Origin of the sequence: Rhizorhabdus histidinilytica (genome assembly GCF_900167915.1) — a bacterium.
In the GTDB taxonomy this organism is placed as follows: domain Bacteria; phylum Pseudomonadota; class Alphaproteobacteria; order Sphingomonadales; family Sphingomonadaceae; genus Rhizorhabdus; species Rhizorhabdus histidinilytica.
In genome coordinates, this window is record NZ_FUYM01000014.1 from 79,968 (window position 1) to 92,814 (window position 12,847).

Consider the following 12,847-nt stretch of genomic DNA (forward strand, 5'->3'; position numbering starts at 1 on the left):
GATATCTCCTATTCGGGATCGGGTTGGTTGAGCTTCTCGCGCCAGACGCGCCAGTCCTCATTCTCGGGATCGGAGGCGATCAGCCCGTCGATCACCCGCCGGGACTCTGCGATCATCGCGTCCGCTTCGGCCGGCTTGCCGAGCGCGCGGAGCAGTTCCGAGGTCGAGTAGCGGGATAATATCCAGTCCTGGCGATAGCTGGCATTCTTGGGATCGGCGGCAAGGAGCCGGTCGATGATCGCCCGCTGCTTGTCGCGATGAGCCATCGCCTCCTTGTCATGGCCCGCCAGGCGCAGCGCGTCGGCCATCCAGGCGTGGCGGTTGGCGAGGTCGCTCTGGATGCCGGGGTCGCCGGGCGATGCCCGCGCGATATGCTCCATCGTCGCCAGCGCGGCGGCGCAGGCATCGAGATCAGCGGGCGGGCCTTTGCGCGCGACCGCGATCGTGCAGAGATTGCCCTCCGCATAACCGAGCTCGCGGCGATATTTCAGGTCGTCCGGGCTGATCGCGACCAGCCGGCGGGCAAGGTCGCGATAGGCGACGAAGCGCGGCAGCGCCCGGGCGTAGCGGGAGCGGACGAAGTCGACATAGCCCAGCCAGAACTCGCTCTGGGCGTGGGCGAAGATGCGCAGCGGATCGTCGGGCTTCGCCGCGAGCAGCGTCGCCGTCACGCGGTGCGCCTCGCGGAAGGTTGCGAGGGCGGCGGCATAGTCGCCGCGCTTATGGTCGTCCTCGCCCATCGCGTGCAGCACCCGTGCCCGCCGTTCGAGCGATTCGGTGGGCAGCCGGTCCAGGTCCGATTGCTCGCCATAATAAGCGAGGGCGCGCGCATTCACCGATTGGAGGATCTCCAGCCTGCCTACCCCCTGCAATCTGGTCCTGAGGTCGGTGAGCATAAATTCGATCAGGCCTTCCGCTTGCCGGCGCTGATGTTCGGCCTCCCTTCGCGCGAGGATCGCGAAGATAAGCAGCATCGCCATGATTAGGGCGAAAGCCAGCGAGGCGACCGTGACGGCGATCACACGTCGAAGCTGCCTTTGTGCTTCACGCTGGATCAGTTCGTCGAGCGCGAGGCCGGTCAGGCCGGCGACGATCTTGAGGCGCGCGAGCTTCGCGCCGTCATGGCTCCGGCGGAAATCGGCGGCGACCGGCTCGTCGGCGACGCCCGCCGCGTCGGGTTCCAGCAGCGCCTCCGGAAAGGCTTCGGCCGGTTCGCCCGACAGCAGCGCGGCGATGATCGGGCGATCGGGATGCAGCCGCCGGAACAGCCTGATCTCGGCATTGACCCACAGCGAAGCGCGCGATGCCGGCGAGCAGAGCACCAGCAGCGCGTCGGACATGGCGAGCGCCTCCTCGATCGCCGCGTTGAGGCTGGAGGCCGCCGGGAATTCGAGCCGATCGCGAAAGATCGGCACCAGCCGCCGGGGCACGTCGCCCAGCGCCGTGCCCTGTCCGACGAGCCGCCGGGGGATGCGATAGGATTCGAGCCAGCGGTGCAGCCGCCGCGCCGTCGCCTCGTCGCTGTGGCTATAGCTGATGAACGCGCGATAGCGGCGTTCGCCGGGCGTCCCGCCGGTCGTCACGATCGTCCGTCGCGCATCGGCATCGCCATGAAGACCGGTCCCTATCCGCCCCGAACGCCGCCCGTTCGGGTACCGGCATGATCGGTCGCGCGGACGCGGGCGGTCAAGCCTCGAATGCGGGGTGCGGCCATCAGGGCATCGTGCGTTTCATTTTGACGCTCCTTCTTCCGCTCACCCTGAGGAAGCATTGAGCGTCGTCGAAATGCTGTCTCGAAGGGGCGTTCGAGGTTCGAATATCCTTCGATACGGGCCTTGGCCAAGGCTCAGTCCCACCTCAGGATGAGCGGTAAGACACTTTCCGGTCAGACACTCAGGAGGCGCGGGACGCGAGAAATCGCCGCTCGGCGTCGAGCACGCCGTCGCGATCGCGGTCACGGACCTTGCGGGCGGGGGTGCCGGCGTTGACGGTCCAGGCCGCGAGGGTGCCCTTGACCAGCGAGAGCGAGCCGACCGTCGCGCCTTCCTCCAGCGTCGATCCCGGCAGCACCAGCCCGCCCGCGCCGACCACGGCGTGACGCGCCAGTCGCACCGGCCGTGCGTCGACCGTGCGGAAGGCGTCGGGGACGGTCGGACCGATCAGCGATCCGCCGACGAAATCGTCGGAAGCGGAGAGTATCTTCACGCCGTGCGACAGCCCTGCGAAATCGCCCAGCGTGATCGCGGCGGACCCCATCAGCACGCACTGCGCGGCGATGTGGACATGGTCGCCGATCTCCAGGCTGCTGCCCGGCGACAGCACGCAGAAGGGATCGATCCGCACGCCGTCGCCGATCGAAATGCGCTGGCAGTTGACCAGCACGCAGGTCGAATGAATCAGGACGTCCTTGCCCAGATGGGCGAAATCGAGCTCCGCCAGCTCGTCGGGCGACAGGAATGCGGCGTTGCGATGGGTACTCCCGGCCATGGTGCGTCCGCTACGCCGCCCTGCGGAGCGGAACACGCGCCATGCTGTTCAGGGTGTCGCAGACGCGGGCGACCTCCTCCTCGGCCATGTCGACGAAACAGGGCAGGCCGATCGTCTCGCGCGCCAGCCGCTCGGTTACGGGCAGCGGCAGGCGGGGAAGCTCGGCGAAGGCGGTCTGGTGATGGACCCCGCCGCCCCACCAGGCGCGGCTGTCGATCCCCGCCGCGTCCAGCCGCGCGGCGATCCGGTCGCGGTCCTCCCCGGCGAACCGCGCGACACAGGTGCTGCCGCACCATTCGGTGCCGTAGCCCGGCTGCCATCCGATATCCGTCCTCCCGGCGAGGCGATCGCGATAGCCGGTCGCCACCGCCCGAAAGCCGCCGATGTCGGCGGCATAGGCGTCCATCGACGCGAGGGCGACCGCGGCATGATATTCGCTCATCTTGGCGTTGCAGGCGGCGACCTCGGCGTCGCGCGCGCCATAGAAGCCGAAATTGCTGCGCTTCCTGATCTCGATCGCCAGTTCGGGGCGCCGACAGGCGACATAGCCGCCTTCGCCCGCGCCGAGGATCTTGGTGGCGTGGAGGCTGACCACGCAGGGCGTGTCGCCGGCGCGCAGCCCGTCATGGCCGGCGGCGGCGTCGATCACCACTGGAATCCCGGTCAGCACAGTGAAACGGTCCCAGCCGGCGATGTCGAGCGGCGCGCCGAACGGTGCCACCGGCATGATCGCGGCGACCGGCCCGTCGATCCGCGCCACCGCGTCGAGCGCGATCGCCGGGGTCAGCGCCCAGCTCGCCTCGTCGACATCGACGAGGAAAGGCGCCAAGCCCGCCGCCGCGACCGCGTGCGCGGTCGCGACGAAGGTCCAGGACGGGATCAGGCAGACGCCGCGCCGCTCCCCAGCGACCGACCGCAGCGCCAGCGACAGCCCGGCGGTGGCGTTGGAGACGGTGGCGACGCAGGTGGGATCGAGGCCGAGGCGATCCGCCAGCCGCGCCTCCAGCTCCGCCACCAGCGGTCCGAAATTGGTGTAGCAGCGCTGGGCGTCGATCCGTTGGAGATAGGGGAGCAGCACCTTCGCGGCTGGCATGCGCGGCCGTGCGATGGGAAGCCGGGTCATGCCGCCATCCTCCGGTTCCGCCGCGCTCGCGCCCGTGCCCAGGCGGCGGCGATATGCGCCTCGACCAGTTCGGCCTGCTCGCGCATGTCGCCGAAGCGCCGGGCGATGCCGATCGCGGTCTCGCCGAACGCGGTCCAGGCCGCCGGGTCCGCCGCCTGCAAGGCGAGCTCGACATAATGATCGGCGTCGCGCGCCTTCAGCTTCGGATCGCGCTGGTCGCCGATGATCATCTGCTCGCCGTCCGGCGGCGGCGCCATCCAGACCACTGGCACGCCGCGCGCCTGCACCTCGATGCACGACATGCCGCCCGGAAAGGGGAAGCTGTCGAGGAATATGTCGATGCACTCGCCGATGACATGGCCGTCGATGAATTCATTGTAGATCACCATGCGCCTACCTGCCGGCGAGGCCCGCTTGCGGTCCATGATCGGGGAGATGCGGCCGGTGCCGCCGGCGAAGAAGATCGCCCGCGGATCGCGCAGCAATATCGCCTCGACCTGCGCCATGTAATCGGCGGTGATCTTCGCCATGCGGCCGTAGACGCCGTAGACCACGCTGGGCGTCGTCACCCCCGATTCCGCGCAGAGCACGCCGCGCACCGCCGCGATGCTCGCCTCCGGCCGCTCGATCCTCTGGAAGACGAAGGCGGTGTTGCGCGGGGTCCGCACCATCTCGACCCCCGGCGCGAACAGCGCGGGCGACGGCCGGGTGATGCCCATCAGGGCGAGATCGAGCTCGGGGATCGCCCAGGTCGCGAAACCATTCTCGTGGAACGCCTGGACCGGCACGGGTCGCCGTTGCAGCACCATCGTCGCGACCGCGCAGTTGCTGTCGGCGATCAGCACGTCGATCTCGTCCGCCGCGAGCTGGGCGATGATCGCCTCCATCGTCCGCGACGGGGTTTCGCGCGCCATGTCTCGGATCTGCAGGCCGAACGCCTCGGCGAACGCCCACAGCTCGGTGGCTGGGCTGTTGATGCAGTAGAGGATCGGCCGGTCGGCCTCGGCGCGCAGCTCGTGCTGACCGAGCATCAGCGAGACGGTGATGCGCGCGACCGCGTTCGCGCCGAACAGGTCGCTCGTCTCCGACAGATAGGCGATGCGGGGCACCCGCCGGTCGGATGCGTGCGGCGCCAGCGGAGGGAAATGCCGCCCGAGATAATCGGCGAAGGGCCGTACCACGTCGGCGTTGAACACGGTCAGTTCGGACAGGAGCTGGGTGCGACGCCAGAGCATGATGTGGAGCAACGTGTAGAGATCGGCGGCGCGGTCGATATCGTCGCGGTCGACCAGCAGCCGGGGGAAGATCGTGGCGAAATCGCGGTAGAGGTGCTCGAGCGGGGCGAACTCGCCCGCATGGACCGCCGCCCAGCCGAGGGTCTTCATCGCATCGCACAGCGAGCCGCGCAGCGCGCTCGACCATGGCCCGGCGGGCAGCTCCTCGTCGAGCCAGCCGAACCCCATCGGCGGGAGCACGGCTCCGCCCGGGATAGCGCCGTTCGCACCGGTCTCGTCGGCCATGCCCTTACCTTCCCCGCTGTCCAACGCGGAACTGGTAAATGGGAATGGCTAATAATCGGTTAGGGATAAGAGGGCCGTCCGGCCTCGCGGCGCGCGATCGTACCGTCGCACCGTTGCGTTCCTCACCCGCGTTGGAACCAATGGCGATCACCGACCTTTGCCGGGCGACGATCGTCGCAGCATGGGAGAATGGTAATGCCCGCCGGCAAGGATGCACCCGACAGGAGCTATAATGGCGAGGATGCCTCGCGCGCGCCGGAGGCCGGCCCGCCGATCAACCGGACGGGCCTGTCGGCCGAGGCCAATCGCGGCCGCCGTGCGCCGCAGGAAGGCAGCGGTGTGGTCGTCGGCAGCGGCGCCTCGGCCGGCGGTGGCGGGGGCGATGAGGATTTCGATTCCGATCCGCAGGGCGGCGGCGGATCGGCGCCTATCGGACGGCCGGTGCCGCCGAAGGAGCGCTGAAAGCCGACTTCAGCGTAGCATCTCGGGCGCCGCGCCGGGGCCTGAAGCGTCCGTTTTGACGGGCGGCGCCGCGGCACGCTGGGCGGCGAGCGCCGCGTCATAGGCAATCGTCGCGGCGACGACCGACCGCATGAGCTTCATGCGCTCGGCCAGCGGGCGGTTTGTCCGCCCGATCATCACCGCCACCGCATAGCTGCGGCCCTCGGGCGAGGTGAGGATGCCGACATCGTTATAGCCGGCCTGCTCGCCCTGATAGACCTGGCCCGTGCCGGTCTTGTGCGCCAGCCGCCAGCCCGGTTTCAGTCCCGCCTTGAGGCGCAGCGCGCCGGTGCGTGTTTCCTCCATGATCGCGGTCATCTTCGCGGTCGATGCCGGCGACAGCAGGTCGCCGCGCCGCAGCCGGGCGAGCGTGTCGACCATCGCGATCGGCGTCGCCCCGTCGACCGGATTGGCGAGATATTCGTCGAACGCGGCGCGGCGGGTCTCGGCGGGCAGCGCATCGCGCGCCGTGTAGAAGCCGGTCCCGCCAGCCCAGTCGGGCTGCCAGTCGAGGCCGGCGATGGTCGCCTGGAGGCGAGGCTCGCCCGGGCCGAAGCGGATACCCGCGATCGCCTTGCCGCGCAGCGTCGCGCGCACGGCGTCGGGGCCGCCGACCTGGTGCAGCAGCCGGTCGTTGGCGCTGTTGTCGCTCTGGGTCAGCGCCCGGACCATCAGGTCGTCGCCGGTCGTGTGGAAGCCGCCGGGTCGCAGCGCCAGCGCGCGGATCGGCTGGTGGAACAGGGTGAGGTCCCTGGCCGTCACCGTCAGCGCCCGCGACAGATCGAGCCGGCCGCTATCGACCTGGTCGAGCGCCGTCAGCGACACCCATAATTTGGAGACGCTCTGCTGTGGGAAATAGTCCAGCCCACGATGGTGCGAGGTCCACCCGGTCTGGACGTCGCGGACGGCGATGCCGACATCGCCCGGGAAGCGGTGGCCGAGCCGATCGATCGCGGCGTCGAGGACTAGCGCGGCACTGGGCACCGGCGGGGCGAGCGTCACCACCACCGGTTCGTGAGGGAAAGCGGGTGTTGGTGCGGCGAGGGCGTCTATTCGAGCGGGTGCGGGCGCCTGCGCCTCGGGGCCGAGTGCTTCGGAGCGCTGACAGCCGGTCGTGAGCAGGGCGGCGGCGAGCAGCGCCAGCGGGATCGGACGGATATGGACCTTGCTTCGACGCACCGTCACCGGATCGCCTCTCTCCTTTCGTCGTCGTTTGCGGCCATCATGGCGGCGCGGGCCTTGCTGGAGCCTGAATATGGTCCAGCCTAGCCCGGATAGGGCTTCTCCGCCAGCAGCCCGGCGAGGTGGACGGCGTTGCCCGCGACCATTTTGGCGGTCTTCGTGACCATCTCCGGCGTTTCCTTCAGGTCCTGGAAGTCGACCGATCCCATCGCCTCGCCCACCCAGTAGCAGGCGGCGACCGCCGGGATCGTCCAGCCGACGTCGTTGAGCGCCTGGAAAAGCTGGGCCGATGAGAAATGGGCGCCGTCCTCGTTGCCGACGATCGCGGCGACGGCGACCTTGCCGTAGCTGGGCATGCGGCCCTGCTCGTCGGTCTCGCCCAGAAAGGCGTCCATCCGTTCGAGCACGCGCTTCGCCACGCTGCCGATCTGCCCCATCCAGATCGGGCCGCCGAAAATCAATATGTCGTGGGCGAGGATCCTGGCGCGCAGGCTTGGCCATTCGTCGCCGTCGCCTTCGTCGGAGGTCACGCCGGGGCGGATGTCCAGCGTGGCGACCCGGACCGTCTCGCTGATCTCGACGCCTTTCTCCCGGAACGCCTTGGCCAGCACCGCGATCATCGCGTCGGTCGACGAGCTTTCGCCCGGGTCGGCCTTGAGGGTGCAGTTGAGGGCTATGGCCTTGAGCGGCATGATCGTCTCTCCTGTCAGCATGATTTCGCGGGTCGACAGCGACAACGCCCCGGCGGATGATGGGTTCTGAGCGGAAACGGGCGGAGGGCGATGATCAGCTTCGACCATGTCGGCAAGCATTACGCCGGGCGCCGCGTCCTCGACGACGTGTCGCTGACGATCGAGCGCGGCAGCTTCGTCGCGCTGGTCGGCGCGTCGGGCGCAGGCAAGACGACGCTGCTCAAGACGATCAACCGGCTGGTCGAGATCGACACGGGCGCGATCGCGATCGAGGGTCGCGACATCGCCGCGCAGCCGGTCGCGGAACTGCGCCGCCGGATCGGCTATGTCTTCCAGGGGATCGGTCTGTTCCCCCACATGAGCGTGGCCGAGAATGTCGCGCTGGTGCCGCGGTTGCAGGGTATGCCGCGCGAGGAACGGGCAGCACGGGTCGCGGAGCTGCTCGACCTGGTGGCGTTGCCCGCCGACCTCGCGGCGCGGCACCCGGCGCAACTCTCCGGCGGGCAGGCCCAGAGGGTCGGCTTCGCCCGCGCGCTCGCCGCCCGTCCGGCGATCATGCTGATGGACGAACCGTTCGGTGCGCTCGACCCGGTGACGCGCGACGAGCTCGGCGCGGCCTATCGGGCGCTGCACGACGTGATGGGCCTGACCAGCCTGATCGTCACCCACGACATGGCCGAGGCGCTGTTGCTCGCCGACCGGGTGATCGTGATCGGGGAAGGGCGGATATTGGCCGACCAGCCGCCGCGTGCGTTGATCCATGGCGCCGGCGACCCCCGCATCGAGGCGATGATCGCCGTGGCGCGGCGATCCGCAGCCCGCCTCGACGCGCTGGCGGCCGGCCGGTGATCGGGGGCAGCACCGGCTGGGCCGAGCTGGCGGGGCTCGCCCAGGCCCATCTGCTGCTCAGCGGCTGCGCCGTCATCCTCGCCGTCCTGGCGGGCGTGCCGCTCGCCATCGCGGCGGCGCACGGCCGGCGGATGAGGGGGCCACTGCTCGCCGTGGTCGGGCTGATGCAGACCATTCCTGGCCTAGCGCTGCTCGCGCTCTTCTATCCGCTGCTGCTCGTCCTCGGGCGGGCGAGCGGGCTGGCGATCCCGGCGCTCGGCTTCCTGCCCGCGCTGCTCGCGCTGTGCGTCTATGCGCTGCTGCCGATCCTGCGCAACGGCGTGGCAGCGATCGACGCCATCGACCCGGCCCTGAGGGAGGCGGCCGACGGCGTCGGCATGACCCGCCGTCAGAAGCTGTGGCTGGTCGAGTTGCCGCTCGGTGCGCCGGTGATCCTCGCCGGCATCCGCACCGCCGCGGTCTGGACGATCGGCACGGCGACGCTGGCGACGACGATCGGCCAGCCGAGCCTCGGCGACCTGATCTTCTCGGGGTTGCAGACCGAGGATTGGCAGCGGGTGCTGATCGGCTGCTTCGCGGCGGCGGCGCTGGCGCTGCTGGTCGACGCCATCCTCGCGATCGTCGAGAGCGGTCTCAAGGCCGGGTCGCGCCCGCGCCTCGCCGCCGGCCTCGCCGTGCTCCTGCTCGCTGTCGCGGCGGCCTTCGCGCCCCTGCCGCGGGGCGAGGCCGCGCGGACCGGCAGCGTGATCGTGATCGGCGCCAAGAATTTCTCGGAGCAATATATCCTCGCCGAGGCGATCGAGCAGCGGCTCCGGGCATCGGGCTATCGCACCGCGCGGCGCGACAATCTCGGCTCGGCGATCGCCTATCGCGCGCTCGCGGCGGGGGACATCGCCGTCTATGTCGACTATTCGGGCACGCTCTGGAGCAACGTCCTCGGCCGCACCGACACGCCGCCCGCCGACGTCATGCTGCGCCGGCTCGGGCGCGATCTGGCGGCGCGCGACGGCGTCCGGCTGCTCGGCGCGCTCGGTTTCGAAAATGCCTATACATTTGCGATGAAGCGCGGTCGCGCGCAGGCGCTCGGCATCGCGACGCTCGACGACCTTGCTCGCGCGGCGCCCCGGCTGCGGCTGGCGAGCGACCTCGAATTCCTCAGTCGTCCCGAATGGCGGGCGGTCCAGGCGCGCTACCATCCGGTCTTTGCCGACCAGCGCTCCTACAGCCCGACGTTCATGTACCGGGCGCTCGCGGACGGATCGGCCGACGTGATCTCGGCCTTCTCGTCGGACGGACGGATCGCGGCGATGGACCTGGTGACGATCGCCGATCCGCGCGCGGCGCTGCCGCATTACGATGCGGTGCTGCTGCTTTCGCGCCGCGCCGCCGCCGATGCCGGGCTGGTGGCGGCGCTGCGTCCGCTGGTCGGCGCGATCGATATCGACCGGATGCGGACGGCCAACTGGATGGTCGACCGTGACGTCGCCAAGCGCAGCCCGGCGCAGGCAGCGCGCTGGCTGCTCGACGGGAAAGTGGCCGGGGCTCGGTAACTTAATCGTCCCTCACGAGTTCTATGAGCGATTCTCATAGGCGGGCCCGCTTTCCCGGCGGCCCGTTCGAAGAGGGAGGGGCTCCGGCTTGGCCACCATCACCGACCCGATCCGGCAACGGACCGGACCGTCTCCGGAAGCGCTGGCGCAACACTATGCGCGGATACGGGCATTGAGCGAGGCGCTCGCCGCGCCTCTGTCCGACGCCGACGCGACCGCGCAGTCGATGCCCGACGCGTCGCCGGCCAAATGGCATCTGGCGCATGTCAGCTGGTTCTTCGAGACCTTCGTGTTGCGCGACCATCTGCCCGGCTATCGCCTGTTCGACGATCGCTGGCCCTATCTGTTCAACAGCTATTATGAGGCGGAAGGCCCGCGCCACGCCCGGCCGCAGCGCGGGCTGCTCACCCGGCCGTCGCTCGACGAGGTGCTCGCCTATCGCGCCGCCGTCGACGCGGCGATGCTCGATGCGATGCCGATGCTGGCCGAGCGCTGCGGCGAGCTGATCGAGCTCGGCCTCAACCATGAGCAGCAGCATCAGGAATTGCTGCTGACCGACCTCAAGCATCTCTTCGCCTGCAACCCGCTTGGCCCCGCCGTCTGGCCTGCCGCACCCACCCTGCGCAGCTGCGCGGACGAACCGACGCCGGTGCGCTGGCGGGAAGGGCCGTCGGGGCTGGTCGAGATCGGCGACCGGGGCGAAGGTTTCGCCTTCGACAATGAGCGCCCCGTCCACAAGGTCCACCTGCCGCCCTTCGCCCTGGCCGACCGGCTCGTCACCAACGGCGACTGGCTGCGCTTCATCGCCGAGGGCGGCTATGCGACCGCCGGCCTCTGGCTGTCGGACGGCTGGGCCTGGGTGCAGCGGGAAGGGGTGGCGAGCCCGCTCCACTGGCGCCGCGCCGATCGCGGCGGCTGGGAACAGTTCTCGCTATCCGGCTGGCAACCGCTCGACATCGCCGCGCCGGTGGCACATATCAGCTTCTACGAGGCTGACGCCTTCGCGAGCTGGGCCGGCGCGCGGCTGCCGACTGAGCAGGAATGGGAGGCCGTCGCACGGGTGCAGGACCCTGCGGGCGGCGTCCAGCTCGATGCGGCAGGCCCGGTCGCGCCCCAGGTCGAGGCGCTCGGGGAGGAATCGCCGCCGCTGTTCGGCAATGTCTGGCAATGGACGGGCTCCGCCTATCGTCCCTATCCGCGCTTCCGCGCCGCGCCGGGCGCGGTCGGCGAATATAATGGCAAGTTCATGAGCGGGCAGTTCGTCCTCAAGGGCGGAAGCTGCGCCACGCCGCGCGGCCATGTCCGCGCTTCCTACCGCAATTTCTTCTACCCGCAGCAGCGCTGGCAGTTCACCGGCCTGCGCCTGGCAAAGGATCTGTGACATGGGCGTTCATGCCGACATCAAGCTGGTCGATCAGGACGACGAGGGCGTCGACCTCGCCTTCCGCGCCGACGTGCTGAGCGGGCTCGCCCAGCGGCAGAAGGCGGTTCCGGCGCGCTGGTTCTACGACCGCGTCGGATCGGAACTGTTCGAACGGATCACGACCCTGCCCGAATATTATCCGACCCGCACCGAGACGGCCCTGCTCAAGGCGCACGCGGCCGAGGTGGCGGCACTGGTCGGGCGGGGACGGGCGGTGGTCGAGTTCGGATCGGGCAGCTCCGTCAAGACGCCGCTGCTGCTTGGGCGGATGGACGCCGCCGCCTATGTGCCGATCGATATCTCGGGCGATTTCCTGCGCCAGTCGAGCGCCGAGCTGGCCGCGAAATTCCCCGACCTGCCGGTGATCCCGATCGAGGCCGACTTCATGAAGCCGGTGGCGTTGCCGGCCTCCGTCGCCGGTCTCGCCATGCTCGGCTTCTTCCCCGGATCGACGATCGGCAACATGGTGCCGCGCACCGCGATCGATCTGCTTCGATCGATGCGGGCGACGCTCGGGGACCGCTCGCACCTCCTTATCGGCGTCGACCGGATCAAGGATATCGGCCGGCTCATCGCGGCCTATGACGACGCCGAAGGGGTGACGGCGCGCTTCAACCGCAACCTGCTGATACGGATCAATCGCGAGCTGGACGGCACCATTCCCGTCGACAGCTTCCGCCACGTCGCGCGCTGGAACGCCGACTGGAACCGCATCGAAATGCATCTCGAGGCGATCGAGGATATCGCCTTCGAGGTTTCCGGCCACCCGGTGACGATGCGACGGGGCGAGACGATCCATACCGAGAACAGCCACAAATATACCCCGGACCAGGCGCGGCTGATGCTGCAGGCGAGCGGCTGGAGCCCCTGCGCACAATGGAGCGATCCCGAGGATAGCTTCCTCATCCTGTTGGCCGAAGCGACCGAATATCGCTCGGCGCCCTGAGCGGAGTGGTCAGATCGGCAGGTCGGTGGTCAGCTTGACCGTATTAAGAGCGAAGTGCGAGTTGACCGAGGCGACGCCGGGCAGGTGGAGCACGATCTTCTTCAGGAAATCGTGATAGGCCTCGATGTTCGCGACGACGATGCGGAGCTGATAGTCGCTGTCGCCGCTCATCGAGAAGCATTCGACGATCTGCGGGAGGTTGCGGATCGCGGTCTCGAACGCGTCCAGCGTCTCCTCGTCATGCTGCTTCAGCCGGATGCTGGCGAACACCACTGCCTCCAAGCCGAGCCGCTTGGGATTGAGGATCACCGCGTTCCGCTCGATCACCCCGCTCGCCTGGAGCCGCTTGAGCCGCCGCCAGCAGGGTGTGTGCGACAGCCCGACGCGCTCGGCCAGCTCCGCCACCGCCAGTTCGGGATGCTTCTGGATCGTGCGGAGGATCCGGCCGTCCATCTCGTCCATCGGCACTTTCTCCAGATTAAGGCCTGTGGACATTCAGGATTCCCACGCTGCCTGATTTCTGATTCAGGATTCCCAAGGGGAGTTCTGAATGGACGAGCAGCGATTTGTGGTG

At 69.1% G+C, this 12,847-nt stretch carries 12 protein-coding genes; 5 read left to right on the plus strand and 7 right to left on the minus strand.

What is annotated here, in order from left to right; all coding sequences use genetic code 11:
* Positions 1-8: 8 nt before the first annotated feature.
* From B5X82_RS22810 to B5X82_RS22825, 4 genes are all read right to left on the minus strand, one after another.
* Entirely contained in the window at positions 9-1,583 is a 1,575-nt protein-coding gene (locus B5X82_RS22810) for a toll/interleukin-1 receptor domain-containing protein (protein WP_235862772.1), read from the minus strand.
* Positions 1,584-1,893: 310 nt separating this feature from the next.
* Positions 1,894-2,487 carry an acyltransferase gene (locus B5X82_RS22815; protein WP_079650622.1) on the minus strand — a complete coding sequence of 198 codons (594 nt, stop codon included), beginning with the start codon at positions 2,485-2,487 and terminating at the stop codon, positions 1,894-1,896.
* A gap of 10 nt (positions 2,488-2,497) precedes the next feature.
* The gene (locus B5X82_RS22820) at positions 2,498-3,610 is read right to left on the minus strand and encodes a DegT/DnrJ/EryC1/StrS family aminotransferase (protein WP_079650624.1); all 1,113 of its coding nucleotides are present in this window, start codon (positions 3,608-3,610) and stop codon (positions 2,498-2,500) included.
* Positions 3,607-5,130 carry a tetratricopeptide repeat protein gene (locus B5X82_RS22825; protein ID WP_079650626.1) on the minus strand — a complete coding sequence of 508 codons (1,524 nt, stop codon included), beginning with the start codon at positions 5,128-5,130 and terminating at the stop codon, positions 3,607-3,609. The genes B5X82_RS22820 and B5X82_RS22825 overlap by 4 nt, the downstream gene beginning before the upstream one ends.
* Positions 5,131-5,325: 195 nt before the next feature.
* Here B5X82_RS22825 and B5X82_RS22830 point away from each other — a divergent pair, with 195 nt between their 5' ends.
* Positions 5,326-5,592 carry a hypothetical protein gene (locus B5X82_RS22830; RefSeq protein WP_079650628.1) on the plus strand — a complete coding sequence of 89 codons (267 nt, stop codon included), beginning with the start codon at positions 5,326-5,328 and terminating at the stop codon, positions 5,590-5,592.
* Positions 5,593-5,601: 9 nt separating this feature from the next.
* On the opposite strand, the gene B5X82_RS22835 is transcribed toward B5X82_RS22830, so the two are convergent.
* Positions 5,602-6,816: a serine hydrolase gene (locus tag B5X82_RS22835; protein ID WP_079650630.1), complete on the minus strand. Its 1,215-nt coding sequence runs from the start codon at positions 6,814-6,816 to the stop codon at positions 5,602-5,604.
* 80 nt (positions 6,817-6,896) lie between these two features.
* Complete coding sequence (locus B5X82_RS22840; RefSeq protein ID WP_079650632.1) at positions 6,897-7,505, minus strand: flavodoxin family protein; 609 nt, start codon at positions 7,503-7,505, stop codon at positions 6,897-6,899.
* A gap of 90 nt (positions 7,506-7,595) precedes the next feature.
* On the opposite strand from B5X82_RS22840, the gene B5X82_RS22845 reads away from it, so the two are divergent.
* From B5X82_RS22845 to egtD, 4 genes are all read left to right on the plus strand, one after another.
* Complete coding sequence (locus tag B5X82_RS22845; protein WP_079650634.1) at positions 7,596-8,354, plus strand: ATP-binding cassette domain-containing protein; 759 nt, start codon at positions 7,596-7,598, stop codon at positions 8,352-8,354.
* The gene (locus B5X82_RS22850; RefSeq protein WP_079650636.1) at positions 8,351-9,904 is read left to right on the plus strand and encodes an ABC transporter permease/substrate-binding protein; all 1,554 of its coding nucleotides are present in this window, start codon (positions 8,351-8,353) and stop codon (positions 9,902-9,904) included. The genes B5X82_RS22845 and B5X82_RS22850 overlap by 4 nt, the downstream gene beginning before the upstream one ends.
* Before the next feature lie 88 nt (positions 9,905-9,992).
* Positions 9,993-11,285 carry an ergothioneine biosynthesis protein EgtB gene (gene egtB / locus B5X82_RS22855; protein WP_079650638.1) on the plus strand — a complete coding sequence of 431 codons (1,293 nt, stop codon included), beginning with the start codon at positions 9,993-9,995 and terminating at the stop codon, positions 11,283-11,285.
* A 1-nt stretch (position 11,286) separates the two neighbouring features.
* The gene (gene egtD / locus B5X82_RS22860) at positions 11,287-12,273 is read left to right on the plus strand and encodes an L-histidine N(alpha)-methyltransferase (RefSeq protein ID WP_079650640.1); all 987 of its coding nucleotides are present in this window, start codon (positions 11,287-11,289) and stop codon (positions 12,271-12,273) included.
* A gap of 9 nt (positions 12,274-12,282) precedes the next feature.
* On the opposite strand, the gene B5X82_RS22865 is transcribed toward egtD, so the two are convergent.
* Complete coding sequence (locus B5X82_RS22865; RefSeq protein ID WP_235862773.1) at positions 12,283-12,768, minus strand: Lrp/AsnC family transcriptional regulator; 486 nt, start codon at positions 12,766-12,768, stop codon at positions 12,283-12,285.
* Between the last annotated feature and the right edge of the window lie 79 nt (positions 12,769-12,847).

What these genes read in the sequence shown, in the direction of transcription:
- B5X82_RS22815 (WP_079650622.1), bottom strand. Translation starts at nt 2,487, where the DNA reads ATGGCCGGGAGTACCCATCGCAACGCCGCATTCCTGTCGCCCGACGAG.
- B5X82_RS22820 (WP_079650624.1), bottom strand. Translation starts at nt 3,610, where the DNA reads ATGACCCGGCTTCCCATCGCACGGCCGCGCATGCCAGCCGCGAAGGTG.
- B5X82_RS22825 (WP_079650626.1), bottom strand. Translation starts at nt 5,130, where the DNA reads ATGGCCGACGAGACCGGTGCGAACGGCGCTATCCCGGGCGGAGCCGTG.
- B5X82_RS22830 (WP_079650628.1), top strand. Translation starts at nt 5,326, where the DNA reads ATGCCCGCCGGCAAGGATGCACCCGACAGGAGCTATAATGGCGAGGAT.
- B5X82_RS22840 (WP_079650632.1), bottom strand. Translation starts at nt 7,505, where the DNA reads ATGCCGCTCAAGGCCATAGCCCTCAACTGCACCCTCAAGGCCGACCCG.
- B5X82_RS22845 (WP_079650634.1), top strand. Translation starts at nt 7,596, where the DNA reads ATGATCAGCTTCGACCATGTCGGCAAGCATTACGCCGGGCGCCGCGTC.
- egtD (WP_079650640.1), top strand. Translation starts at nt 11,287, where the DNA reads ATGGGCGTTCATGCCGACATCAAGCTGGTCGATCAGGACGACGAGGGC.
- B5X82_RS22865 (WP_235862773.1), bottom strand. Translation starts at nt 12,768, where the DNA reads ATGTCCACAGGCCTTAATCTGGAGAAAGTGCCGATGGACGAGATGGAC.